The following is a 24,566-nucleotide window of genomic DNA, read 5'->3' as shown; positions in this document are numbered from 1 at the left end:
GTCGCCGCCACTCCCTCTCCTGTTGTTCGCGATCGTCGCGCTAGCCTGGCGGCATGGCAGGCAGCGGACAGCTCGTCGACGTGGAGGGCCACCGCCTGCGCCTGACCAATCTCGACAAGGTCCTCTACCCGCGCACCGGCACGTCCAAAGGTGAAGTGATCGACTACCTCACCCGAATCGCTCCGCTGCTGCTCCCGCACCTTGCTGGACGTCCCGTGACGCGGCTCCGCTGGCCGGAGGGCGTCGATCACGCGCCGTTCTTCGCGAAAGACCTCGAACCCGGTGCCCCCGACTGGATTCCTCGGCGCGCGATCGATCACTCGACCGGAGCGAAGGACTATCCGCTCGTGGAGAATCTGGCGGCCCTCGTGTACCTCGCTCAGGTCGCGAGCCTCGAGCTCCATACTCCGCAATGGCGTTTCGACGCACAGGGCACACGTCAACACCCGGATCGACTGGTCCTCGACCTCGATCCCGGCCCGGGCGTCGGGCTCGCTGAATGCGCAGAGGTCGCGCGCCTGCTGCGAACGATCCTCGACGACATGGGGATGCCGTGCGTCCCGGTGACGAGTGGAAGCAAAGGCATCCATCTGTACGCCCGGCTCGACGGCACGCGAACGAGCGACGAGATCTCGGCCTTCGCAAAGGAGCTCGCGCGGCTGCTCGAGGCCGACCACCCCGACCTCGTGGTCAGCCAGATGTCGAAGAGCCTCCGGGCGGGCCGGGTGTTCCTCGATTGGAGCCAGAACAATGCTGCGAAGACCACGATCGCGCCCTACTCGCTCCGCGGGCGGGACGAACCGACCGTCGCCGCTCCCCGCACCTGGTCGGAGTTGGATGAACCGAACCTCCGACAGCTCCGCTTCGACGAGGTGATCGACCGGGCCGACCATCTCGGCGATCCGCTCACCGACCTCGCCCCGCGCTCGGCGCTTCCCCTCGCGACCTACCTCGCAAAGCGCTCGGCCGATCGCACTCCCGAACCGATGCCCGACACGGCGCCAGTGGGCGCCCCGTCCGGCACGCGGTTCGTCGTGCACGAACACCACGCGTCACGCCTGCACTTCGACCTCCGGCTGGAGCACGATGGCGTGCTCGTGAGTTGGGCGGTGCCCCGCGGCATTCCGGAGTCTCCCGAGCGCAATCATCTCGCGGTGATGACGGAGCCCCATCCGCTCGAGTACCTCGCCTTTGCGGGAGACATTCCACGGGGAGAATATGGCGCGGGCACGATGACGATCTGGGACACCGGGAGCTACGTCACCGAGAAATGGCGCGACGACGAAGTGATCGTGACCGTCTCCGGGCGGCCTGGTGGACCACTGGGCTCCGCGAGGCTGGCATTGATCCGCACGGAAGGAGCGGGCGAGAAGTCGCAATGGCTCCTCCATCGGATGCCCCATCGACACGCCGAGGGTCCGGAGCAACAGGCTCAGGCACGGGCATGTCGGCCTCAACGCGCGAGCGCGCACCCCCACGCGAGCGCGGTTTCGGTCGCGACCGCCGGCCCCATGCTCGCAACGACCGCCACGGAGCCCGAGGCCACGCGCGCGGCGGCGCGGTGGGGAACACCGTGGGTCGAGTTCAAATGGGACGGCATTCGCGCCGTCGGCATGTGGGACGGGGAGCGCCTGACGCTGAAGGCGCGCAGCGGCACCGACATCACGGCCCGGTACCCGGAGCTCACGGGTGGCGATCCGGGCTTCGGCCCGGGGCCGCTCACCGTGGACGGCGAGATCGTCGCCTTCGACAGCCGCGGCATACCGAGCTTCAGCCGCCTGCAGAACCGCATGCACCTGACGAAGCCGCGTGAGATCGACCGGGAAGCGGCGCGAACTCCCGTGACATTCCTTCTGTTCGACGCGCTCGGATCCGGTGAGACGGATGCGACCGCGATCCCGTTGGCTGACCGTCGCGCCCTGCTGGAGAAGCGCACACGTGCCGTAATCTCGTCGATCGTCGTGCCGCCGGTGGCCGACGATGTCGTGGGCGCCCTCGCGACCGCGCGCGAACTCGGCCTGGAGGGCGTCGTGGTGAAGGATCCCCGATCGCCGTATCGCCCCGGCGCGCGGTCGGAGGCCTGGCTCAAGGTCAAGATCACCCACACGCACGATGTCGTCATCGGCGGCATCCGGCCCGGACGGGGTGGCCGCACCGGCGACATCGGGTCGCTTCTTGTCGGCATCCCGGGTCCGGACGGACTGGTGTACGTCGGACGAGTCGGCTCGGGGTTCACTGAGCGGGAACGTGCGCGACTGGACGAGATGCTGGTGCGGACCGTCGAGAATCCCTTCTTCGCGGTTCCGGCGGCCGACGAGTCCGACGCGGTCTGGGTCGAGCCCCGGCTGGTCGGTGAAGTCGAGTTCGCCGAGTTCACGCCGAACGGTACGTTGCGGCACGCGCGTTGGCGCGGGCTGCGTCCGGACATCACGCCGACGGACGTGCGTCGGGCGCCGTGACCCGCGTCAGCCCTCGGATGCGGAGATACCGCTCCCGGCGTCCGCGAAGACGACGACCTCCTCGCCCACCAGCACGAACTGCACAGCGGTCCCGATCGGGTACAACGCGCGCAGTTCGGCCGGCGCCACCCCTAGCACCGTGAACTCCGCTGTTGCCGGAAAGGCCCCCACGGCGCATCCCGAATACACCTGCCCGCTGAACGTGCGGTCTCGGAAGCTGACGCTGTCGGTGGGGACGACCGCGATACACGTCTGTGGCGGATCATCCCCTGACTCGTCGATCGTGAGGACCGTCAACCCGAGGAACTCGTAGGAACGCGCCCCCTCCGCCCCGAACCACGCGTTGGCCGCGTCGTCGTCGATGCGCTCTCCATCGCCGATCGTCGCCACCTGACGCGCGCCGCTCGGCGCCGAGATCGGCCGGAGGCTCTCCACGCCCGCGACGAGCGCTGCGGTCAGGACCGCCACCACAACGAGCGACGCCGCCCACGCCATCGCGACCGGACGGGTCGGGCGGATGCGCGCGAAGAACCCGCCGAGGCCGGAACGCCTCGGTGCAACGGGCGGCTCCTCCGCGCGGTCCCCAGCAGAGGACGCATCAGCGTGCGGCGCCGCGAACAGACCCTCGATGATCGACACGGATGCCGGCGACGCCGGCGTGTGCGGCTCATCTGTGCTCGTCCCCGACTCCCCCGGCGCGACGTTCACGCGCGCCCTCTCCGCGGCACGGACCTGCTCTTCCAGATGGGCGAGACGCGCGTGAGCATCGGCGTCGCCGGCGAGATCGGCATCCGGTCCGTAGGCACGCGCGCGCAGCTCGCGCAGTTCTCTGAGAGCGTCGTCGTTCATCTCTAGGATCGTCGCACATCGAGGTGGACGCGCGACGATCTCGATACACCGCGGCGTCGCAGCGGCGCTCGACCAGCGAGAGCGCGCACCCGCCCGCTGTCGCCGACCCGGGCGTGATCAGCCGTGGCGATCGTGTTCGCGGTGGCCTGCCGGTTCGAACTGGAACGTGGAATGCTCGACATCGAAATGCGAGGACAGACATCCCTGCAGGCGCGAGAGCAACTGTCCCGATCCCCCGCTGAGCACCGCCTCGTCCACGACGACGTGGGCGGTGAACACCGGGGCGCCCCGGGTGAGTTGCCACACGTGCACGTCGTGGACATCGACGACACCCGGTTCACCGAGGATGTGGTCCCGGATCGCGGCGACCTCGGTGCCCTGCGGAGCACGTTCCCCCAAAACCGAGAGGACCTCCCGGAGAAGCCCCGCGGCGCGCGGCACGATCATCGCCGCGATGACGAGCGACGCGAGCGCGTCGACCGGCATCCACCCGGTGACGGCGATCACGACGGCCGCGACGATCACGACGGCGGAACCGATCAGATCGCCGAGAACTTCGAGGTAGGCACCACGGACGTTGATGCTCCGCTTCTGCGCGGCGCTGAGCAGATACATCGAGACGGCGTTGGCGATGAGGCCGACCACGGCGACGACGAGCATGAGGCCGGCGGCGACCTCCACCTCGCTCGGGCGTAGGAGTCGGCCCACGGCTTCGACGGCGATCCACACCATCAGCATGATCAGGATGACGGCGTTGACCAAAGCACCGAAGACCTCGGCCCGCTGATATCCGTACGTGTTGCGGTCGTCGGCCGGGCGCGCGGCGACCCGCGAGGCGATCAGGGCGATCACGAGGGCTGAGGCGTCCGTGAACATGTGTGCCGCGTCAGCGAGGAGCGCGAGCGATCCGGTCATGACAGCGCCGACGATCTGGACGATCATGACGCTCGCCGTCAACGACAGCGAGATTGCGAGGAGCCGCTGGTTGCTCGCGCCCCGGAGACCGCCAGCGGGTGCATGATCGTGCATGATCCGAGGCTATGCCCCGCCCCGGGCGCGCACCCGCTCCACGCCCCAGTCGGGAACGGTTATCGCTCCAGATTCTGAAGCAGCGGGGCGAGGGCGACGAAGGCGCGCGCGCGGTGGGATGCCGCATTCTTCTCCGGCGCGGTGAGGTCGGCGGCGCTCCGACCGTCGTGACCGTCGGGGAGGAAGATCGGGTCGTACCCGAACCCGCCGCCACCGGACGGTCGCAACGCAAGTCGTCCGGGCCAGACGCCCTCGACGACGTGCTCACGGCCATCCGGCGTGACGAGCGCGATCGTCGAGACGAACCGCGCCGCGCGGTGCGGATCGGCGATATCGGACAGCTGATCGAGCAGGAGTTCGAGGTTGGCAACGGCGTCCTTCTTGTGCCCCGCCCAATAGGCGGAGAAGACGCCGGGCGCGCCCCCCAGGACATCGACACAGATCCCCGAATCATCCGCCAAGGCCGGCAGTCCGGTGTGCGCAGCCGCGGCGCGCGCCTTGATCAGCGCGTTGTCGGCGAACATCACGCCGTCCTCGACCGGCTCGGGACCGTCGTATCCGACGACCTCGAGATCGGGGCGCGTCGCGGCGACGATCGCGCCGAACTCCTCGACTTTGTGCGGGTTGTGGGTCGCGAGGACGATTCTGCTCATGCGTGTTCCGGGTGCGGGACGCTTCAGGCCTGGAGCGCCGCAGCCTGCTGCTCACGCAGGTCAGCGCATCCGGCGACGCCGAGGTCGAGGAGGGCATCGAGCTCGCGCTTGTCGAACGGAGCGCCCTCAGCGGTGCCCTGGACTTCGACGAACAGGCCGCGTCCGGTGACGACGACGTTCATGTCCGTCTCAGCGCGGACGTCCTCGACGTACGCGAGGTCGAGCATGGGCTCACCATCGATGATCCCGACCGAAATCGCCGCGACGGAATCGATCAGGACCTTCGCATTCTTGCCGACGAGCCCCTTCGCGCGGCCCCACTCGATCGCGTCGACCAGCGCGACGTAGGCGCCGGTGATCGCGGCGGTGCGGGTGCCGCCGTCTGCCTGCAGGACGTCGCAGTCGATCACGATCGTGTTCTCGCCCAGCGCCTTCGTGTCGACGACGGCGCGAAGCGCGCGCCCGATGAGCCGCGAGATCTCGTGGGTGCGCCCACCGACCTTGCCCCTGATCGACTCACGGTCGTTGCGCGAATTGGTGGCGCGCGGCAGCATCGCGTACTCCGCCGTCACCCACCCCTTGCCCTTGCCGGTGAGCCAGCGGGGCACGCCGCCGGTGAAGGAGGCCGTGCAGAGCACCTTCGTCCCACCGAAGGAGATGAGTGCCGATCCTTCGGCGTGCGCGCTCCAGCCTCGTTCGATCACCACGGGGCGCAGCTGGTCGACGGTACGGCCGTCTTTGCGGATGGTCTCGGTCATGGGGTTCCCTTCGGAATGTCGATCGCGCCGGTCTGCACGAGGCGCACGGAAGACACGCCGCGGCCCATCAGCCGATCGGCGAGACGGAGGAAGTCATCGGCTGACGCGCCGGTGGCTTCGTAGACGTGGGTCGGGACGGCATCGGGCCCGGCCAGAAGGTCACGCGACACGAGCCTGCGGTAGACATCTTTCGCCGTCTCGGTGTCGCTGCTGACGAGCGACACTTCCGGACCCATCACATAGCTGATCGCACCCTCGAGGAACGGGTAGTGCGTACAGCCCAGGACCAGCGTGTCGACACCCGCGTGCCGCAGCGGCGCCAGGTACTCCTCGGCGACAGCGAGGACCTCCGGGGATCCGGTGACACCGGCCTCCACGAAATCGACGAACCGCGGGCATGCCACCGCAGAGACCGTGAGCTCAGGATGAACACCGAGCATGTCCTGGTAGACGCCCGAGCTGATCGTGCCATCGGTCCCGATCACGCCGACGCGACCATTGCGGGTCGCGGAGATGGCCGTGCGAACGGCGGGACCGATCACTTCGACGACGGGAACGTCGTAGCGTTCGCGCGCGTCGCGCAGAAGTGCGGCGGATGCCGTGTTGCAGGCGATGACGAGCATCTTCACGCCCTCGGCCACCAGCGTGTCGAGGACTTCGAGACCGAAGCGGCGCACATCGGCGATCGGCTTCGGTCCGTAGGGAGAATGCGCGGTGTCACCGATGTAGAGAATCGATTCTCGCGGCAGAAGCTGCGAGACAGCGCGGGCCACGGTGAGGCCGCCGACGCCGGAGTCGAAGATTCCGATCGGTGCGTCATTCACGATTGTCCAGCCTACCCGCCGAGTGCAGGCCGTCACGTCGATAGAGTGACCGCATGCCGGAGTCGACCGCCCTGCTCACCGACCGCTACGAGCTCACCATGCTCGATGCCGCCCTCCGAGACGGGACCGCACAGCGCCCCTGCGTGTTCGAGCTGTTCGGACGCCGCCTTCCCGGTGCCCGCCGCTTCGGGGTCGTCGCCGGAACGGGTCGGCTCCTGCGGGAGTTGCGGGAGTTCCGATTCGGCGAGGACGAACTGCGCTACCTCCGTGACGAGCGAATCGTCAGCGCCGAGACCCTCACGTTCCTCGAGGGGTACCGGTTTTCCGGATCGATCACCGGCTACCGCGAGGGTGAGCTGTACTTCCCCGGTTCGCCGATCCTCACCGTGGAGGGCACGTTCGCGGAAGCGGTCGTCTTGGAGACCCTCGCGCTCAGCATCATGAACCACGACTCCGCCGTCGCGAGCGCCGCCGCCCGGATGAGTATCGCCGCCGGCGATCGACCACTCGCCGAGATGGGTTCGCGGCGCGCCGCCGAACGCTCGGCGGTCGCGGCGGCCCGCGCCGCGTACATCTCCGGCTTCGGCGCGACGAGCAACCTCGAGGCGGGACGCACGTGGGGTATCCCCACGATGGGCACCGCAGCACACGCCTGGACCCTTCTGCACGACACCGAGGAAGCCGCGTTCCGCAGCCAGATCGACGCTTTGGGTATCGACACGACACTGCTGATCGACACGTACGACATCAGCGAGGGCGTCGCCCTGGCGGTCCACGTCGCCGGTACCGGCCTGGGCGGCGTGCGGATCGACTCCGGCGACCTCCCCACCGTCGCCGCGCATGTGCGTGCGCAGCTCGACGAGCTCGGCGCGACCGGGACGAAGATCACCGTCACAAGCGACTTGGACGAGTTCGCGATCGCCGCGTTGGCGGCATCCCCTGTCGATGCGTACGGGGTCGGCACCTCCGTCGTCACCGGCTCCGGGGCGCCGACAGCCGGAATGGTCTACAAGCTGGTCGCCCGCCAGGACTCGTCCGGCGCGTGGGTCTCGGTGGCCAAGGCCTCTGCCGACAAGGCCTCCACGGGTGGGCGGAAGGCGGCCTTCCGCACGCTCGAACGGGGAAAAGCGACGAGTGAGCTGATCATCGTGTCGGATGGATTCGAGCAGGTGGCGACCGCGGCTGAATACCCGGATGCGCGGCCGCTGCACGTCACCCTCGTCGAGCAAGGCGAAACGGGTGCTGCCTTCGAGGGCGCGGCCGGTGTGGTCGCCGCCCGGGAACACCATCTGCGCGTCCGCGAGGAGCTGCCCGTGCGGGCACTCGCCCTCAGTCGATCCGACCCCGCTCTTCCGACTGTCTACGTCGATGCGAACTGAGGCTCAGCCGATCATCGATTCGTAGATTTCCTTGCACGTCGGGCAGATCGGGAACTTCTCCGGGTCGCGTCCCGGGGTCCACTTCTTGCCGCAGAGCGCGCGAACAGGCTTGCCGGTGATGGCCGATTCAAGGATCTTGTCCTTCTTCACGTAGTGCGAGAAGCGCTCGTGGTCGCCCGGCTCAACGTGTTCTTCGCGGAGGAGCTCTTCGAGCTCACGGTCCAGCGTCGCCAGCCCACCCTGATCGGGGCTGTCGACCGGGCTGGGTCCGCCTGTGGGAATGCTCATGGTCCCCGAGTCTAGCGGCGGCCCGATCGGGGCGGGCGGGTCAGGTGGACTCCGCGAACTCCATCAACCGACTGCCGCGACGGTCGAAGACCGCTCCCCCGCCGAAGACCCCGATCAGCAGGACCGCGAGGCCGATCGCGAGGCCACCCCACATCGCAGTCCATGCGTATTCGACGTCGGCGGTGAGCGTCAGCCACCCCCACCACAGCGCGGGCAGCGACAAGATGATCGCCCCGATCAGGACGACGCCCTGGGAGAGCCCGCCACCGGTGCGCTGCGGCTGTTGGAACGGACTGTCGCCGGGGCGCGAAACGGGATAAGGCGCGAGTGCGGAGGAGATCGACGACAAGCCGAGACCGCAGAGGAAGAGGCTGGCGCACACGCCCACCATCGCCGGCAGAACCGCCCACCGGCCGTGCAGCATGATCGCGATCGGAAGCGCTACGGCGAGCACCGGAATGGCGACGAGCAAGACCGGAGCGAGTCGCCCGGCCCGGTCTGCGTACCCGCGGACAGCTGCCGCCAGGTGCATCCACAGTGCCGTCGAATCATAGGCAAGATCGTTGTGCGCCAGCCATCCGAAGAAGAGCGCCATCAGCGGAACCGGCACGAGCGCGGCTATCTCGACCGGAACACCCACGAGCATCAGCGGGAGCACCGTGACGACCGCCGCGATCGGCACGATAGCGAGATTGACCAGATGCCGCGGATCGCGGAGCCAGTAGATGAGGCTGCGAGCCGCGATCCCACCGGTGGGAGTCCCGGCCGTGACGGCGAACCATCCGAGGCCTCGGCGCTCCCGACCTGAACTCGGTCGCTCGATCGTCGTCAGGACGTGCTCGACGAGCCACACCCACAGGATTCCCAGTACGAGAACCGTCAGTGATGCCACGACGAGCGGGCCCACCAGATCACCGTCGATCGCTCGCGCGGGCAACGCGGCGGCCGCGCCGAGCGGGGTGAGCGCCAGGACGTCGACGGCCTCGCCGAGCGCGGCCGGCACGTCGCCATCCCACTCGAGCGAGACGAGGAACACACCGACCGGCACGACGATGACCAGGATCGCGATGAGAAAGATCCCGGTGAGCTCGCGCGAGCGACGTTCATGAAGGACGAGGCCGCCGAGAGCGAGTGCGACCTTGGCCAGCAACAGGCACGTGAGGATGCCGAGAATCACGGCGAGCACGCACAACCCGAGCGGGGCGCCGTGCGCCGTCCACAGCATCACGACGCAGACGCCGACGGCGACAAGGGCGAGAATCGGGGCGCTGAAGACGCTCGCGAGCAACAAGATGAACGCGAGCGGCCGCGGTGCCGGGCCGAAGACAGCGAATCGTCGCGGATCGAGTTGATCGTCGAACCCGCCGACGAGCGCGGCGACGAAGAAACCCGCCGTGGCGGCGGCTCCCGCGATGACCGAGACCGTCAGCGCAACCTCGACCGGAGCGGTGCGCAGGCGCAGGACCGCCCAGCACACGGCGCCGACGGCGAGAAGCAGGACGAGCAGCCCGAGGAGCGTGCGGATGACGTGACGGCGGTCGCCGCGGAGTGCACCGAAAAGGAGGTGCAGCCTCAGCCGGAGAACGTGTGCAGCCACTCGAGGCCCTCCACGTCGTTCGAGCCGCCCGCGAGTTCGATGAAGCGCTGCTCGAGCGTGAGCTCGCCGCGGACCTCCGCGACCGTCCCCGCCGCAAGCACCTGCCCGGCGACGATGACCGCGACGCCGGAACAGACGCGTTCGACGAGCTCCATCCCGTGGCTGGACAGGATGACCGTGCCGCCGTGGGAGGTGTATGCGGAGAGGATGTCGAGGATCACGCTGCTGGAGACCGGATCGACCGCTTCGAACGGCTCGTCGAGGACCAGGACCCGCGGCGAGTGGATCATGGCACCGGCGAGCATGACCTTCTTGGTCATGCCTGCGGAGTAATCCGCTACCGGGCGTCCGAGTGCCTCGGTGAGGTCGAAGGCCCGGGCGAGGTCGGCCGTCCTGCTTTCGACGACGGCCGACTTCACTCCGCGCAGCGTGCCGTAATAGTGCAGGAGCTGACGCCCGGTGAGCCGGTCGAAGGTCCGCAGCCGATCGGGCAGGATCCCCATCTGGCGTTTGGCGCGCGCCGGAGAGGTGCGCAGATCGATGCCCGCGACCTCGATCGTCCCGCGGTCCGGGCGAAGGAGCCCCGCGATCATCGACAGTGTCGTGGTTTTGCCGGCGCCGTTCGGACCGACGATCCCGTAGAACGTTCCCGCGGGGATCGTGAGGTCGACGTTGTCGACCGCTCGCGTCTGTCCGAAGGATTTCGATATGCCGCGCACCCGAAGTGCCGTGACCGCGGTGTCGATGTCCATATCGGGCAACGCGTCGACGTCCGCGTGCGAGACCGGTGCGACGGACAGGTTGCCGTCGACCTCCGGCTCGGACGCGACCTCGGGTTGCGGCTCAGGCTCCGGTTCCAGCTGAGGCTCAGGCTCCGGGACGGGGTCCAGCTCAGGCTCAGGCTCAGGCTCAGGCTCAGGCACAGGCTCAGGCTCCGGGACTGTCTCGGGTTCGGGCTCGACGTCCGGCTCGGCGGGCAGCTCGAGCACATCGGAATCGTCGACGACGGGCGCCTCATGCTCCGCGAACTGTGCCGCCGCGATGTCTGCGGGCACGTCGGGCTTGGGCGGCACGGCGCGTGCGGGCGCGACCTTCTTCTTGCGCGGCGTGCGAGGTGCGCTCGCTCGCGGCGTCGGGGCCCGGGGTGTCGGCCGTTTCGCCGGTGGCGCAGGCATCGGGGGCCGCGGAGGCGTCGCCTCGGCACGGTCGGATGCGGCCTGTGCTGCCGGAACGGTCGGCTTCGGCGGGAGGGACGATTCGCGAGAGGTGACGGCCTTCTCCGGTTCTTTCTCGGGGCGTGGCAAAGCGGCGGTCACTCGTCCAACCTAGCAAGCCGGGCACGATTACGTCGGGGCGTGTCACGGGATGACGTCGGGGCCAATGTCACGAAACGACAACGTCGCACGCGCATTCCGGGTGTTCCCAGGTGGCTTCGTTACCATGACAATCGGCACGAAGGAGTGTCCTTTTGTCAAACCGACAATGAACACCTTCCTCAGGAGCACCCCTTGACTCTTCAGACTGTCATCCTCGCGGCCGGAATGGGCTCGCGCCTCGGGCGAAGCCTGCCCAAACCGCTCACGGAACTCAGCGACGGGCGCACCATCATGCGTCAGCAGCACGACAACATCCGTGCGGCCTTCGGTGACAATGCGCGCATCACCACGGTGGTCGGCTACCGCGCCGAGACGGTCGTGGAGGCGTTCCCCGATGTCGACTACGTCTACAACGAGCGCTACGACCAGACCAACACGTCGAAGAGCTTGTTGCGCGCGCTCCAGGCGACGGGCAGGGGCGGCGTGCTGTGGATGAACGGCGATGTCGTGTTCGACCCCCGCATCCTCGGCCGCGCCATCGAATTGATCGAGCGCAAGCAGTCGTTCGTCACCGTCAACACCGCCAAAGTCAGCGACGAAGAAGTCAAGTACACCGTGACGGCGGAGGGCTTCATCAACGCCCTCTCCAAGACCGTGCGTGGCGGTATCGGCGAAGCCGTCGGCATCAACTACATCTCCGCGGCGGACAAGCGTGCCTTCATGGCTCAGCTCGGCCGCGTCGACGATCAGGACTACTTCGAGCGCGGACTGGAACTCGCCATCGCCGAGAACGGGCTGCTCCTCGAGCCGCTCGACATCTCGGACCTGTACGCGGTCGAGGTCGACTTCGCCGAAGACCTCGAGCGGGCGAACCTGTACGTGTGATCGCTCAGCGCTCCTTCAGCGGACGCTTCTAGGATCGATGCGTCATGGCCAAGGTCCCCCGCATCCACTCGTTACCCGCTGATTCCCCCTGGGACGGCGGATTGCCGCCGCAGGGATCGGCGGAGCACCCGCGCGCGATCCGCGCACTCGATCGCGTGTTGCAGGTGCAGCGCCCTGCCGTGGTGGCGCACCTGCGGAGCATTCGCCTGCGACACCCCACAGCGAGCACCGTCGAGATCGCGCGCATGCTGGAGCGGCGCTATCTGGCTGCGGTCACGACCGGGGGTGCAGCGGTAGGCGCGACGGCCGTCGTCCCCGGGATCGGAACGGGCGTGACGCTCGCGCTCAGCGGAGTCGAGACGGTGGGATTTCTGGAGGCGACGGCCCTGTACGCGCAGTCGCTGGCAGAACTGCACGGTATCCCGATCGAGAATCCTGACCGCGCGCGCGCTCTGGTCCTCACGCTCATGCTCGGCCAGGAGGGCGTCGACCTCGTCGCGCAGCTCAGCAAGCAGATCGCCGGTAAAGGCGTCACCCGCGACAAGTATTGGGGCGAACTGGTCACGAAGTCACTCCCCCGCGCTGCCGTGGGCCCCCTCGTCGACCGGTTGAAGTCGACGTTCGTCCGCCAGTTCGCCGCGAAGGGCAGCGCATCCGTCCTCGGCAAGGCGCTCCCGTTCGGAATCGGCGCCGCCGTCGGCGGCACCGGCAACCACATCCTCGGCCGCCGCGTCATCGTCGGCTCCCGGCGGGCGTTCGGTGTCCCGCCGGAGCAGTACCCGGCAGAGCTCGAGCCACGCGAGGGCGCGCACACGGTCGAGCGGGTCGCCGTCGGCGGCGTGCTGCGCGCTGGCGGCGCCGTCATCGCCGGTGGAAAGCGGATGACCGGCGCCGTGACTCATGCTGTCGGCACCGCTGTGAGCACCGTGACGCGCCGCACACCCACGACCACCGAGGTCGCACCGACCGTGACGGCAGAATAGTCGCATGGGCATCTTCCAGAGTCGCCCCGAAGAGCCGACGGAGTGGGGCGGGCTTCCCTCCGAGCCGTGGGAGCCGCGCGAGCCCGTCGAGATCCTGCCGCCGCCGGTGGACGACCTGGGGATCCTCGGTGCAGCCGGAGTCGCCTTCTCGGTCCCGGTCGAGGTCTACCTCGAGGCAGCTCAGGCCGAGGACCCACCTAAGCTCGAGGAATGACGCTCGATCGCACGCTGGCGTGTCTCACGGAGTGGTTGCCGCGCCAACGGTGGTTCACGGCAGGTGCGACGCCCCCGCGCGTGCGCGTCTTGGCCGACCATCTTCTCCCCACGGACGACACGACCGCCACCGTCCGTGTCCTCGTCCTGGTCGACGAGGCTCCGGCACGCCCCATCGTGTATCAGGTCCCGCTCGTCGAACGCGCGTCCACGGATGCCGCGGACCCGGCATCCGTCATCGGGCGCGGTGACGGCGACAGCGTCCTGATCGACGGCCCACATGACCGCGCCTATACGCGCGCGCTTTTCGCTGACCTGGGGTTGGGCACCGGCGACGTCACTGCCGAGGTCCTCTCCGGCGAGCAGTCGAACACGTCGATCATCTATCGCTCGCCGTCGGCGCCGCCGGTGATCTGCAAGGTCTTCCGCCCGCTGAACCCCGGGCTCAATCCCGACATCGAGCTGCAGACGGCGCTGGCGGACGCCGGGTCCGTGCATGTTCCGCGCGCAATCGGCCGGGTGGACGGCTTCTGGCGGTCGCCGTCGGATGCGAACACCTCGGTCGAGGGATCGTTCGCGTTCGCGCAGGAGTTCTTGTCGGATGTCGAGGACGCGTGGCGGGTCGCGTTGCGTGCGGCATTCACACGCACCGACTTCACGACCGCCGCCGCCGCGCTCGGTCGCGCCACCGCCGACGTGCATCGCGATCTTGCCCGGCTGTTGCCGACCGCTCCCGCCGATGCCGCCGCCCGCACGGCTCTGGCCGGAGCCTGGGCGTGCCGACTGTCGATCGCGATCGACGAGGTCCCGGCGCTCTCCGAAAAGCGCCCCGCGATCGAAGCCGTCTATGCGGCGGCCGCCGAGCAGATCTGGCCTGCGCTGCAACGCGTGCACGGCGATTACCACCTCGGCCAGGTGCTGTTGGTGCCCGGACGAGGGTGGGTCGTCCTCGATTTCGAAGGTGAGCCGATGCGGCCGATCGCCGAGAGGCGCGCGCCGGACCTCGCACTCCGCGACATCGCGGGCATGTTGCGCTCGTTCGACTACGTCGCCGGATCCCTCCGACTCGATCGGCGGGGCGATGCGGCTGTTTCCGATGCGTGGGCACGCGCCGCGCGCGAAGCTTTCCTCACGGGATACCGCGATGCGGTCGGCGACGAGCCGACCGGAGCGCTGTTGGACGCGCTCGAGCTGGACAAAGCTGTGTACGAGGCGATCTACGAAGCCCGACACCGGCCCGCCTGGCTGCAGATCCCGCTCAGCGCGATCGAGCGACTCGTCGCACGCTGACCGGCGTTCACTCCTCGTCGAGGTCGGCTTCGTCCTGCTCCGGTTCGTCGGCATCGTCGAGGGTGCGCAGGTGCCACGTCTCCCACCGATCCAAGAGCTCCGCGATCGCCGCGTGGAACCGCGCCGTCGCCGCACCCGGCGCGGTGTCGCCGAAGTAGTGACGAACCCACCCCTCGAGCCGCGCAACGGACGAGGGGTCTTCCTGCAACCGCTGCACCGCCGCGACGATATCGCCGGAGGCCGCCGCGTCGAGCCATTCCGCATCCGCCAGGTAGCCGTGGGTGTCGACGACGGCTTCTGGATCGAGCGGCCGCGTGACGAGGAGCGGCTTGTCGGCGGCGAGGCGGTCGTAGACCATCGCCGAAATGTCGACGACGGCCACCTCGGCCGCCGCGAGCTGCCACCCCAGATCGGGACGATCGTCGAAGACGTGCTGCGCCGACGGATCGGCACGGTTGGCCGCGCGGATCGCCTCGATGATGCGCTGGTTCGCCGCCCCGTACTCGGGATCGACGACGCCCGATCGCGGATGCGGGCGATAGATCAGCCGGTGGGTGGGCGAGGCGAGAATGCTGGCGGTCAACGCCTCGCCGTGCGTGCGGATCGACCCGTAATGCGCGGACGGCCGGTCGCCCTCCCAGGTCGGTGCGTACAGGACGACCGTGCGCTGGTCGGGCGTGTACGGCAGCACACCGGAGTAGTGGTCGGCTTGCGGTCGACCGATCGCGATCGTGCGTGCCGCGAAATCGTAATCCCACAACACACGGGCGAGGCGCTCTTGCGCGGCATCACCGGCGATCAGGGCGTAGTCATACGCCTTGAACTGGTTCGTGGTCATGTACATCTTGTCGGATTCGCCGTGGTTGATGAACACGTGCCAGCGGTGCCCATACCGGAACATCTGGAAATTGCGGGTGTTCTGGTTGACGTAGAGCACGATGCGGATGTCTTGGTCGGCGAGGTACTTCTCCAGCGACCGAACGGTCGGGGTGAACGCGACCGGCAGCGCGGCGTCGGAGAGCAGGGCGCGCGCGCCCGTCGGGTTGCGGCTCAGGACCACGACCGGCCACGTCTTCGCGAGCTCCGCGAGGGGCTTGTACCACTGGCGGATCTGGTACATGTTGACCGCGCCGTCCGCGAAGTACACGGCGATGCGAAAATGCTGCGAAGGCGGCAGGGGCGCGGAGACGAGCTGGCCACGAACGTCACGCGCAGCCAAGCGGTTTTTGACCGCCTTTCGTACGAGTGCGAGTGCCTTCCGGCCGTCCGAGATGATGCCCACGCCTCCAGCCTAGCCAGCCCGGCCGTTGCCTCGGGAGGACTGTGGGGCGTGCGATGATCGACGGATGCACGAAGACGAGCCTCGGGCGCGGGACGCCGCCTCTGCCCCTCCGGGGTCGGGCGTCACTTTCGTCATGCCCGTCCTCAACGAGGAGGACTACCTCGCGCGTTCCGTCGCGAGTGTGCTCGCGCAGGACATCGACGGTCCCCTCGAGTTGATTCTCGCGCTGGGGCCGTCCACCGATGCGACCGACGACATCGCCAGAACCCTCGCCGCCGCGGATCCTCGGGTGCGCCTCGTCGCGAACCCGGAAGCCGATATCCCGGTCGGGGTCAATCGCGCGATTCGCGCCGGCATCCACCCCACGATCGTGCGGGTCGACGCCCACTCGGCCCTCGAACCCGGCTATGCCCGTCGCGCGCTCGACACGCTCGATCGCACCCACGCCGCCAACGTCGGCGGCGTCATGCGCGCCGAGGGACAGACACCGTTCCAACGTGCCGTGGCCGGCGCGTACAACTCCCCGATCGGACTCGGCGGCGGGGCTTACCACTCGGGGGGCGAAGCGGGCCCCGCAGAATCCGCCTACCTCGGCGTCATGCGCCGCGACGTGCTGGAGGAAGTCGGACTCTTCGACGAGTCATTGCGGCGCGGCGAGGACTGGGAACTCAACCTCCGCATCCGCCGTGCGGGATATCGGGTCTGGTTCGATCCTGCGCTGTCGGTGACGTACTGGCCGCGGGACAACTGGGTGCGACTGGCGCGACAGTTCCGATCGACCGGGACGTGGCGCGGAGAGTTGGTGCGCCGCTACGGGCGCCGTAATTCCGTGCGCTTCTTCGCACCACCGGCGCTCGTGCTCGTCGTCGCGGTCGCGGTCATCGTGGCGCTTCTGCAGGTCGCCGGCGTGCTGAGCGGGGTCTGGGCACTCGCGGCATCCGTCGTTTATCTTCCGCTGATCGCCTACGTCGCGCTGATGACCGGATACGTGTGCTCCCCGGCAGCCGTCCACGGTGTGCGAGAACGCTTGTGGACTCTCCTCGTCATTCCGACGATGCATCTGGCCTGGGGCATCGGTTTCGTCATCGGAGCGCTGCGCGGCGCCCGCGAGAATATCGACACCTCACGCCTGAAACGCAACACGCCGTTGCCGTAAGAGGGCACGGCGGTCACCCGCGCTCGACGAACCCCTGGTCCAGGATGCGCGCGACCACACGCTCGGCGGCGTGGCCATCGTCGCGGCTGTTGAAGCGTTCGCGCCACCGGCGATAGCGTTCGCGGTAGCGGCCCGGAGCCTCGACATCCGCGAGCGCGTCCTCCAGCTCGTCCTGCGTGCGGGCCTGCGGTCCGGGGGCATGCGCGGCGAGATCGAAGTAGAAGCCGCGCAGTTCGCCGCGATAGTGCTCGACATCCGGCGTGAAGAAGTAGATCGGCTTGCCGGTCGCCGTGAAATCGAACATGACCGATGAGTAGTCGGTGATGAGCGCGTCCGCGACGAGGAGGAGTTCCGAAATATCGGGGTATGCCGTGACGTCGATGACGCGCTCGCCGTGCGTGTCGGAACCCGGAAGCAGCGTCCGCGAATGGCCGCGGACGAGGAGGGTCGCCCCGGCCGCACGAGCCAACTGCGACAGATCCAGGAAGTCGACCATCTGCTCGCGGTCATCGCGCCAGGTCGGCGCATACAGGATGACCCGTTCGTCGGCTCCGATGCCGAGTGCCGTGCGGGCGGCTGCGGCGTCCCCGGTGATGAGGACGTCGTTGCGCGGGTACCCCTCGACCCAGACCGGGCGTCGGAAGAAGGCATATGCCTTCCGGAGGATGCGGGCACCGTACGGGTTCTGCGCGAGCAACACGTTCCACCGTCGCCCTTCACGGATGACCGCCGCCATCCGCCGCGGGTCGAAACCGGGACGGTGCAACGCGAGCTTCTTCAACGGCGTGCCGTGCCAGGTCTGCAACACGACCTGGCCCTTGCGGTTCGCATATCGCCGGCGCAGCCAGTCGTTGACGACGAGGAGCCGGGCGGAACCCCGCGCCCGCCACCAGTCGGGGCTGCCCTCGATGACCGCGATCGCACCGTCCGGCACGTCGACGGACAGATCGATGACGCTCCAATACCGGACAACGCTCGGGGCCACGCGGGCGAGCTCGCGATCGATCGCCCGCGGATTGCACGACGCGTTGCGGCCGTAGAAGCTCTCGAAGAACACCGCGTTCTCCAGCTCCGCCGGACGCGTCGCGTAGCGGCGTTCGAGCGCATCCTGCCCTTCGCCCGAATCGTAGGCAGGATCGATCGGCGGACCGAGCACGAGGGCGCCGTCCGCGAGGGCCGCACGTAACGTCGGTGTCATGGTGAGTGGGACCGCGGCAGCCTCGACACCCGTAGCCCCCTCGACCCGCAACCGGTACTCCCCCGACGGCAACGGGCGAGGCAGCCCGCCCCAGCGCGCCGCCTGGAGTGGGAGCGATGCGCGCCAGCCAGAGCCCTGATCGGTGATGTCGGCCTGCACGGCGGCGCGGCGCCCGGTGATCCGGACAGCGCTCGGGACAGGACCATCGCCCTCCAGCGTGAGCGTCGGCACGGGATCGACATCGATCCGAGCAGTGATCGTCATGACTCTCTTTCCATCGCTGCGCGGATCCGCGCGTAGACCCGGTCGGTGTTGCGGCCGTCCGCAAAGGCATGCACACGGGAGCTCAGACGCGCGGCGCGCTGGCTCTCCTCGGTGCGGTGCTGTTCATCGGTGAGGATTCTGCGCAGGTGCGCGATCACACTCTCCCAGTCCCGCGCCGGATCCGTACCCGCGACATCCTCGTACGTGCCGTAGAACCCACGCCGCGCCGCGTACTCGGCGAGATCGGGCGCAAAGAACACGGTCGGCAATGGGACGAGGGACGCATCGAAAGCGAGCGACGAGTAGTCCGTGACGAGGACATCCATCCCCGCCAGGAGCGGCGTGATGTCCGGAACGATGTCGCTGCCGAGCGCATGCACACGATCCGACCCGCCGGGGCTCTCGTAGTCGCCGGCACCGAGCGGGTGTGACCGCACCAGGAGAATCGTGTCGGTGTCGTGGAGGAGCTCGACGAGCTTCCTCCACTGATCGGCCGTCGGAATGGCGGGGTCCGGCGCGCCGTCCCGCCAGGTCGGCGCGTACAGGACTCGGCGGACACCGGGGTCGGCCGGTCCGACCAGAGTCGCCAGCGTCAGCCGGGCCGCGTCGCGACGCTCCGCTCCGCTCCCCCGAGAGAGAACGTCGACTCGCGGCTCTCCCGTGACCGGCACTCGGTCATCGGGAAGACCGAAAGCTGATTCGAGTCTGCCCCGGACGAGCTCGGACGCGGCCGGCAGGAGGCGGATGCGCGCTTGGGTGCGGCGATAGAAGCCACGCAACACACCGCCCAGGATGGGCACGGGGCTCTCCGTCGTGACGGGCGAATCGAGTCCGATGCGCTTCAGCGGGATACCGTGCCACAACTGCACGATGATGCCGCCCGTCGCGGCGTAGCGATTGACATCGCCGAACCCGTGCGTCACGACGATCACGCGCGCCCGCGTCGTCAGCCAGAAGCCACGCAACGACATCTTGGGTGCGTGCGGGATGCCGTGGCGGAGCGCCTCCTGCGCGTCCGCCGCCGTGCCGGTGAGCCAGACCGCCCGCTCCCCTGCGGCCGCGGCATGATGCCAGAGCGCCCACGCGCCGTCGGTGAGGCCGACGGCACAGCCGAAGACCCACAGGTCGCGGCTGCGCGGGACAACGGCGGTCACGATCCGCCCGACGGCGTACAGCGGGATGCGCAGAAGCTTCCCGGCGTTGCCGGCGCCGAAAGAGAAGGACGCCACCCCGCGAGCCTATCGCGCGGGGTGGCGTCCTTCCTTGTCAAAACCGTGGGTTACGGGGTGAGCGTGCCCAACGTCACGTCCGCCGACAGAGTCTTGCCGTCGCGGAGGTAGACGACCGTCGCCGAGCTGCCACCGGCGAGTGCCCGAACTTGCGCGGTCAGATCGGTCGCATCCGTGACCGGGTATCCGTTGAAGGAGGTCACGACATCGCCGGCCAGGAGCCCCGCATCCGCGGCGGCGCCACCGGCCGTCACCTCGCTGATGTAGGCACCGGAGGTCGTCGCACCCTCTCGCGCGGCCGCGTCGCCGACCATCGCGCCGAGCAGACCGTGGGTGGCGACACCGTCGGCGATCAGTTCGTCGGTCACGCGCTGGACGATGTTGGAGGGGATCGAGAACCCGACGCCGATCGAGCCGGACTCGCTCGAGCTCGAGCCGCTCGCGGTCGCGATCGCGACGTTGATGCCGATGAGCTTGCCCTCGCCGTCGACGAGCGCACCGCCGGAGTTGCCCGGGTTGATGGCGGCGTCCGTCTGGATCACCGAGATCGAAATCGAGCCCGATCCCGCGGACGGAGCTCGGCCCTGGCCGTAATCGAACTGGAAGGGTGACTCACCCTCGACGCCGTTGTCCTCCTCCTGCACATCCCCCTCGGGGGCAGCCGACGATGCGATCTGGATCGATCGGTTCAGGGCGCTGACGATGCCGGTGGTGACGGTGTTCGACAGGCCGAGCGGCGCGCCCACCGCGACCGTCTGGTCGCCGACGTTGAGGTTGGACGAATCGCCGTACTCGATCGGGGTGAGGCCGGTGGCGTCGTTCAGCTTGATGACGGCGAGGTCATAGGTCGGGTCGGTGCCGACGAGCTCCGCCTGGAACACCTTTCCGTCGGAGGTCGTGACACTGAGGGTCGCGTCCGAGGTTGCACCGTCGAGGGTGACGACGTGCGTGTTGGTGACGATGTAGCCGTCGCTCGTGAGGATGACGCCGGACCCGGTGCCGCCCGAGGAGCCGGATGCGGCAGAGATGGTCACGACGCTCGGGAGAACCTTCGCGGCGATCGCGGTCGTCTGGTTGACCGAGTCGGTGTTGTTGACGGTGACCGCCCCCGCACCGGTCGTGACGACGGTCTGCGACGACGGGAAGAACGATGCGCCCGCGGCGGCGCCACCGAGACCGGCCGCACCGCCGACGAGGGCAGCGGCCACCATGATCCCGACGATCTTGCCGGCGCCGACCTTGCCCGCCGATGCCGCGACCGGCGCTTCAGGTGTCGGTTGCGGTGCGGAGGTGTACGGCGACGTGGGCGTGGCCCCATAGGGCGTGGTGGGCGCAGCTCCGAAGCCGGGCTGCGGGTAGCCGCCGGTAGTCGGCGCGGTGTAGGGCGCCTGCGTCGCATACGACGCGGGCGCGGACGCCGGCGCCGCAGCGGCCGCCTGAGCGGGCAGCGGAGGAACCGGCGGGACGACGACCGCGGGGTGTGTCTCCGCGGCGGCCGCGGGAACGGCGTGTTCCGTCGGCGGGTGGTCGTCGTGCGGCTGATCGGTGGAGGGCGTGTGTTCGCTCATCGGTGTTCCTTCTTCCCAAGACACCTTCAGGATGCCGCGGGATTCTGTGCGTTCCTTATGGCCGCGCCCGGACCAGCCTATGCATGTAACGTGAGCCGGATGCGAAAGATCCCGGGAGCATGGCGGCGCACGGCGTCCGGTGCCGGACTGCTCGACGCGCAGGGCACGGTGGCCCCGACGATTTTCGCCGAGATGTCGGCGCTCGCCGCCGCCACCGGCGCGATCAACCTGGGTCAGGGCTTCCCCGATGAGGATGGGCCGACCGACGTCCTGGATGCCGCCCGCGCGGCGATCTCAGCGGGGGTCAATCAGTACCCGCCAGGCCTGGGCATGCCGGTGCTGCGGAATGCGATCGCGGCGCATCAGCAGCGGTTCTACGGGCTCCCGGTCGACCCCGAGCGAGAGGTTCTCGTGACCGCGGGCGCGACGGAGGCGCTGGCGGCGACGATCCTTGCGCTGGTCGAGGGGCCGGAGGACGAAATCGTCGTGTTCGAGCCGTACTACGACGCGTACGCGGCGCTCGTCGCCCTCGCCGGTGCGCGGCTCGTCCCGGTCGCCCTCCCCTGGCCGCACTTTCAGCCGGATCTCGAGGCACTCGCGCGTGCGATCACCGATCGCACGCGCCTGATCCTGATCAACGATCCGCACAACCCGACCGGCGCCGTCTTCTCGGCCGAGGTGCGGACCGAGATCGTCCGGCTCGCCGAGCGCCACGACGCGATCATCGTCACCGACGACGTGTATGAACATCTCGTTTTCGAGGAGCGCCACGTGCCGATCGCAACCCTGCCGGGAGCAGCTGAGCGGACCGTGTCGATCTCGTCGGCCGGAAAGACGTTCTCCACGACCGGGTGGAAGATCGGGTGGATCACGGCACCAGCCGACCTGGTGACCGCGATCGTCGCCGTCAAGCAGTTCCTCACCTACGTCAACGGCGCGCCGTTCCAACCGGCGATCGCGGTGGGTCTTGCCCTCCCCGACGCATTCTTCACCGGCACTGCCGAGACGCTGCGGAGAAAGAGCGAGCTGTTGGGTGCGGGACTTCACGCTGCCGGCTTCGCCGTCTCGCGTCCGGCCGGGTCGTATTTCACGGTCGCGGACGCCGCTGCCTTCCTCGGACCCGACGAAGACGCTGCCGACTTCTGTCGCGCACTCCCGGCCCGCGTCGGTGTGGTCGCAATTCCCCTGACGGCGTTCGTCGGCGCCGAGCGGTCGGCGTCCTACCGCACCCTCGTGCGCTTCGCGGCGTGCAAGAAGCCGTCCGTGATCGCGGAGGCCTCCGAGCGGCTGGCTGCCCTCAGGCGTTGAGTCCGTCGAGCGGCTGCACGCCGAAGCGACGGAGCGCGAGAGCAGGATTGACCAGACGGATGCGCTCGACCGTATCCACATCGAGCCACCCCACCGCGATGTCGGTACCGGTGCCGACACCCGCGATCTCCACCCCCTGAGGATCGACGATCATCGACGCGCCGACACCGAGCGGCGGCGGGTGATCGGCCCCCGCGACGTAGAGCGTGTTCTCGATCGCCCGGGCGTGCAGCAGCGTGCGCCAGTGCTGCTCTTTCAGAGGTCCGCGCACCCATTCTGCCGCGACGAGGACGACATGTGCCCCCGCATCGGCAAGCCTTCGTGCCACCTCCGGGAATCGCAGGTCGTAGCAGGTCATGAGAGCGAACCGCAGGCCGTCGACCTCGAATGTCTCGGGCTCGGCGATTTCGCCCGCCTCCACCCAGTCGGACTCCCGTTGACCGAAGGCATCGTAGAGATGCAGCTTTCGATAGGTCGCTCGTACGCCGTCCGCGTTGACCGCGATGACGGTATTGCGCACGTGCCCGGCTGCCGGCGATCGTTCGAGCAACCCTGCGACGATCACGACCTTCTGCGCCGCCGCGATCCGTCCGATGCCCTGCGTGAAGGGACCGCCGATGTCCTCCGCGTGTGCCGTGAGCGTGTCGTCGAACGGGTGGACGAAGTAGCTGGAGTACTCCGGGAACAGCACGACCCGCGCGCCGCGCGCCGCCGACCGCTCCACGAGCTCTTCGATCGCCCTCAAGTTCGCGGCCGTATCCGCCGTGGGGGCGAACTGCGCAACGGCGACGGCGGTCATGACCGGCCTCGGATCCGCAGGACCGTCGGGATGACGAGCCAGAGCACCGTCACGAGAAGCCCCAGGACGATCCCGGCTGCCCACGAGGCGCTGTCACCCAGGACCACGTCGAAGACGAAGGCCACGACGCCCACAAGGAGGAGGGACACCGTGAACAGCGCCGTCACGAGCGCCGCGTGCCCGTACGCGACGACGACCTGCTTTTCCCGGCGCTGGAAGAGGATCCGGTGCAATGCCACCGGCGCGAGAGCGACGATCGCGCTGATCGCGGCGAGGACGACGAGCACGAGGTAGAAGATTCGCTGACCGGGGCCAAGATCGACAAAAGCCGGCTGGAAAGCCAGGGCGAGGAGAAACCCGGTGAGGATCTGCGTGCCCGTCTGCAGGACACGCAACTCCTGCAACACCTCGCTCCATTGGCGATCCGACCGCTCGTTCGGGCTTTCGTCGCGGCCGTCGACGCGATCGTCTCCCAACGCCCGGTCACGCGAGGGAAGGGGGGATGCCATGCCCTCATCCTCGCGTGCACGACCGCGCATCGGCAACCACGGTTCAGCGTCACACGAAACCCGTGCTAAAGTAATTTCTTGTGACGCGGGGTGGAGCAGCTCGGTAGCTCGCTGGGCTCATAACCCAGAGGTCGCAGGTTCAAATCCTGTCCCCGCAACAAAAGAAAGGCCCTCCGATCGGGAAATATCCTGATCAGAGGGCCTTTCGCTTGCGCCCGTGCACTACTGCTCGATCAGCGCGTGGGACATATCCGCGAGGAAGCGCACAATCGCTCGCAGCTCGACGTCGGTGTAGCCAGCCATCCCTTGCCGCATCCGCCCGAGCCTCTCACCGAAGTGTCGATAGAAGTCCGCCCGCGCGACGTCGGTGACCACGACGATGCGGGCACGCCGGTCAATCGGATGTGGGCGGCGCTCCACATAACCGCTGTCAGTCAGACGATCCAGGAGTTTCGTCGTCGACGCCGTCGAGATCGCCAGGTGGCGGGCGATGTCCTGGGGCTGGACGTCCTGGCCCGAACGCTCGCGCATGATCAGCATCCGGAGCGCTGCGACATCACTGGCGTTCATGTCCATGTCACCGCGCAAGCCGCCGTGCATCTGGTCCATCGCATCGCTGAAGACCTGTACCGCCTCTAGAGTACGGAGCACGAGGCGTTCACGCTCGTCATCGGGCATCCATCGCTTTTGCATCGTTGGACACCCCCTCATCCATTCTGTAGCATTCCAG

General features: G+C 68.5%; 23 protein-coding genes and 1 tRNA gene. 9 read left to right on the top strand and 15 right to left on the bottom strand.

Going from position 1 to position 24,566, the window contains the following annotated elements; all coding sequences use genetic code 11:
• The first annotated feature begins 53 nt into the window (after window positions 1-53).
• Window positions 54-2,459: an ATP-dependent DNA ligase gene (locus N4R40_RS03615; RefSeq protein ID WP_261605997.1), complete on the top strand. Its 2,406-nt coding sequence runs from the start codon at window positions 54-56 to the stop codon at window positions 2,457-2,459.
• Between the two features lie 6 nt (window positions 2,460-2,465).
• Here the strand turns inward: N4R40_RS03615 and N4R40_RS03610 are convergent, their stop codons facing one another.
• The 5 genes from N4R40_RS03610 to murI form a co-directional block, all read right to left on the bottom strand.
• Window positions 2,466-3,308: a hypothetical protein gene (locus tag N4R40_RS03610; protein ID WP_261605996.1), complete on the bottom strand. Its 843-nt coding sequence runs from the start codon at window positions 3,306-3,308 to the stop codon at window positions 2,466-2,468.
• Between the two features lie 117 nt (window positions 3,309-3,425).
• Window positions 3,426-4,337, bottom strand: a complete 912-nt coding sequence (locus N4R40_RS03605) for a cation diffusion facilitator family transporter (protein WP_261605995.1) — start codon at window positions 4,335-4,337, stop codon at window positions 3,426-3,428.
• A 59-nt stretch (window positions 4,338-4,396) separates the two neighbouring features.
• Complete coding sequence (rdgB, locus tag N4R40_RS03600; protein ID WP_261605994.1) at window positions 4,397-4,990, bottom strand: RdgB/HAM1 family non-canonical purine NTP pyrophosphatase; 594 nt, start codon at window positions 4,988-4,990, stop codon at window positions 4,397-4,399.
• A 23-nt stretch (window positions 4,991-5,013) separates the two neighbouring features.
• Entirely contained in the window at window positions 5,014-5,748 is a 735-nt protein-coding gene (rph, locus tag N4R40_RS03595) for a ribonuclease PH (protein WP_261605993.1), read from the bottom strand.
• Entirely contained in the window at window positions 5,745-6,572 is an 828-nt protein-coding gene (murI, locus tag N4R40_RS03590) for a glutamate racemase (protein ID WP_261605992.1), read from the bottom strand. Before murI ends, rph begins: the two co-directional genes overlap by 4 nt.
• Before the next feature lie 53 nt (window positions 6,573-6,625).
• Here murI and N4R40_RS03585 point away from each other — a divergent pair, with 53 nt between their 5' ends.
• Window positions 6,626-7,951, top strand: coding sequence for a nicotinate phosphoribosyltransferase (locus N4R40_RS03585; protein WP_261605991.1), 1,326 nt, complete (start codon window positions 6,626-6,628; stop codon window positions 7,949-7,951).
• Window positions 7,952-7,954: 3 nt separating this feature from the next.
• On the opposite strand, the gene N4R40_RS03580 is transcribed toward N4R40_RS03585, so the two are convergent.
• Genes N4R40_RS03580 through N4R40_RS03570 form a run of 3 tightly spaced genes read right to left on the bottom strand, consistent with a single transcriptional unit; the run spans window position 7,955 to window position 11,152 of the window.
• On the bottom strand, window positions 7,955-8,239 hold the full coding sequence (locus N4R40_RS03580) for a DUF3039 domain-containing protein (RefSeq protein ID WP_261605990.1): 285 nt from the start codon (window positions 8,237-8,239) through the stop codon (window positions 7,955-7,957).
• Between the two features lie 40 nt (window positions 8,240-8,279).
• Window positions 8,280-9,836: a hypothetical protein gene (locus N4R40_RS03575; protein ID WP_261605989.1), complete on the bottom strand. Its 1,557-nt coding sequence runs from the start codon at window positions 9,834-9,836 to the stop codon at window positions 8,280-8,282.
• Window positions 9,812-11,152 carry an ABC transporter ATP-binding protein gene (locus N4R40_RS03570; RefSeq protein WP_261605988.1) on the bottom strand — a complete coding sequence of 447 codons (1,341 nt, stop codon included), beginning with the start codon at window positions 11,150-11,152 and terminating at the stop codon, window positions 9,812-9,814. Before N4R40_RS03570 ends, N4R40_RS03575 begins: the two co-directional genes overlap by 25 nt.
• Window positions 11,153-11,344: 192 nt before the next feature.
• Between N4R40_RS03570 and N4R40_RS03565 the strand changes: the two genes are divergently transcribed.
• From N4R40_RS03565 to N4R40_RS03550, 4 genes are read left to right on the top strand one after another with little or no spacing between them, the layout of a single operon-like run.
• Window positions 11,345-12,037, top strand: a complete 693-nt coding sequence (locus N4R40_RS03565) for a phosphocholine cytidylyltransferase family protein (RefSeq protein ID WP_261605987.1) — start codon at window positions 11,345-11,347, stop codon at window positions 12,035-12,037.
• Window positions 12,038-12,081: 44 nt separating this feature from the next.
• The gene (locus N4R40_RS03560) at window positions 12,082-13,020 is read left to right on the top strand and encodes a hypothetical protein (protein ID WP_261605986.1); all 939 of its coding nucleotides are present in this window, start codon (window positions 12,082-12,084) and stop codon (window positions 13,018-13,020) included.
• A 4-nt stretch (window positions 13,021-13,024) separates the two neighbouring features.
• Window positions 13,025-13,234, top strand: coding sequence for a hypothetical protein (locus tag N4R40_RS03555; protein WP_261605985.1), 210 nt, complete (start codon window positions 13,025-13,027; stop codon window positions 13,232-13,234).
• Window positions 13,231-14,523 (top strand): maltokinase N-terminal cap-like domain-containing protein, encoded by a 1,293-nt coding sequence (locus tag N4R40_RS03550; protein WP_261605984.1) that lies wholly within the window; start codon window positions 13,231-13,233, stop codon window positions 14,521-14,523. Before N4R40_RS03555 ends, N4R40_RS03550 begins: the two co-directional genes overlap by 4 nt.
• 7 nt (window positions 14,524-14,530) lie before the next feature.
• Here the strand turns inward: N4R40_RS03550 and N4R40_RS03545 are convergent, their stop codons facing one another.
• Entirely contained in the window at window positions 14,531-15,805 is a 1,275-nt protein-coding gene (locus tag N4R40_RS03545) for a CDP-glycerol glycerophosphotransferase family protein (RefSeq protein ID WP_261605983.1), read from the bottom strand.
• Window positions 15,806-15,869: 64 nt separating this feature from the next.
• Here N4R40_RS03545 and N4R40_RS03540 point away from each other — a divergent pair, with 64 nt between their 5' ends.
• Window positions 15,870-16,961 (top strand): glycosyltransferase family 2 protein, encoded by a 1,092-nt coding sequence (locus N4R40_RS03540; RefSeq protein WP_261605982.1) that lies wholly within the window; start codon window positions 15,870-15,872, stop codon window positions 16,959-16,961.
• Between the two features lie 13 nt (window positions 16,962-16,974).
• Here the strand turns inward: N4R40_RS03540 and N4R40_RS03535 are convergent, their stop codons facing one another.
• From N4R40_RS03535 to N4R40_RS03525, 3 genes are read right to left on the bottom strand one after another with little or no spacing between them, the layout of a single operon-like run.
• Window positions 16,975-18,423 (bottom strand): CDP-glycerol glycerophosphotransferase family protein, encoded by a 1,449-nt coding sequence (locus N4R40_RS03535; RefSeq protein WP_261605981.1) that lies wholly within the window; start codon window positions 18,421-18,423, stop codon window positions 16,975-16,977.
• Window positions 18,420-19,652, bottom strand: a complete 1,233-nt coding sequence (locus N4R40_RS03530; RefSeq protein WP_261605980.1) for a CDP-glycerol glycerophosphotransferase family protein — start codon at window positions 19,650-19,652, stop codon at window positions 18,420-18,422. Before N4R40_RS03530 ends, N4R40_RS03535 begins: the two co-directional genes overlap by 4 nt.
• Window positions 19,653-19,702: 50 nt before the next feature.
• Window positions 19,703-21,220 carry a S1C family serine protease gene (locus N4R40_RS03525; protein WP_261605979.1) on the bottom strand — a complete coding sequence of 506 codons (1,518 nt, stop codon included), beginning with the start codon at window positions 21,218-21,220 and terminating at the stop codon, window positions 19,703-19,705.
• 99 nt (window positions 21,221-21,319) lie between these two features.
• Between N4R40_RS03525 and N4R40_RS03520 the strand changes: the two genes are divergently transcribed.
• A complete protein-coding gene (locus tag N4R40_RS03520) occupies window positions 21,320-22,528 on the top strand; it encodes an aminotransferase class I/II-fold pyridoxal phosphate-dependent enzyme (RefSeq protein ID WP_261605978.1) in 1,209 nt (402 codons plus the stop codon).
• Here the strand turns inward: N4R40_RS03520 and N4R40_RS03515 are convergent.
• Together N4R40_RS03515 and N4R40_RS03510 are read right to left on the bottom strand one after the other, a co-directional pair.
• The gene (locus N4R40_RS03515) at window positions 22,518-23,327 is read right to left on the bottom strand and encodes a carbon-nitrogen hydrolase family protein (protein WP_261605977.1); all 810 of its coding nucleotides are present in this window, start codon (window positions 23,325-23,327) and stop codon (window positions 22,518-22,520) included. The two genes, N4R40_RS03520 and N4R40_RS03515, sit on opposite strands and share 11 nt — an antisense overlap.
• Window positions 23,324-23,836, bottom strand: a complete 513-nt coding sequence (locus N4R40_RS03510) for a DUF6328 family protein (protein WP_261605976.1) — start codon at window positions 23,834-23,836, stop codon at window positions 23,324-23,326. Before N4R40_RS03510 ends, N4R40_RS03515 begins: the two co-directional genes overlap by 4 nt.
• Before the next feature lie 84 nt (window positions 23,837-23,920).
• On the opposite strand from N4R40_RS03510, the gene N4R40_RS03505 reads away from it, so the two are divergent.
• Window positions 23,921-23,994 (top strand) — tRNA-Met (locus tag N4R40_RS03505).
• A 64-nt stretch (window positions 23,995-24,058) separates the two neighbouring features.
• Here the strand turns inward: N4R40_RS03505 and N4R40_RS03500 are convergent.
• The gene (locus tag N4R40_RS03500) at window positions 24,059-24,514 is read right to left on the bottom strand and encodes a MarR family winged helix-turn-helix transcriptional regulator (RefSeq protein WP_261605975.1); all 456 of its coding nucleotides are present in this window, start codon (window positions 24,512-24,514) and stop codon (window positions 24,059-24,061) included.
• Between the last annotated feature and the right edge of the window lie 52 nt (window positions 24,515-24,566).

The sequence above is a fragment of the Microbacterium memoriense genome (assembly GCF_025398275.1).
Classification (GTDB): Bacteria; Actinomycetota; Actinomycetes; order Actinomycetales; family Microbacteriaceae; genus Microbacterium; species Microbacterium memoriense.
This window is presented reverse-complemented; position numbering and strand designations above follow the sequence as displayed.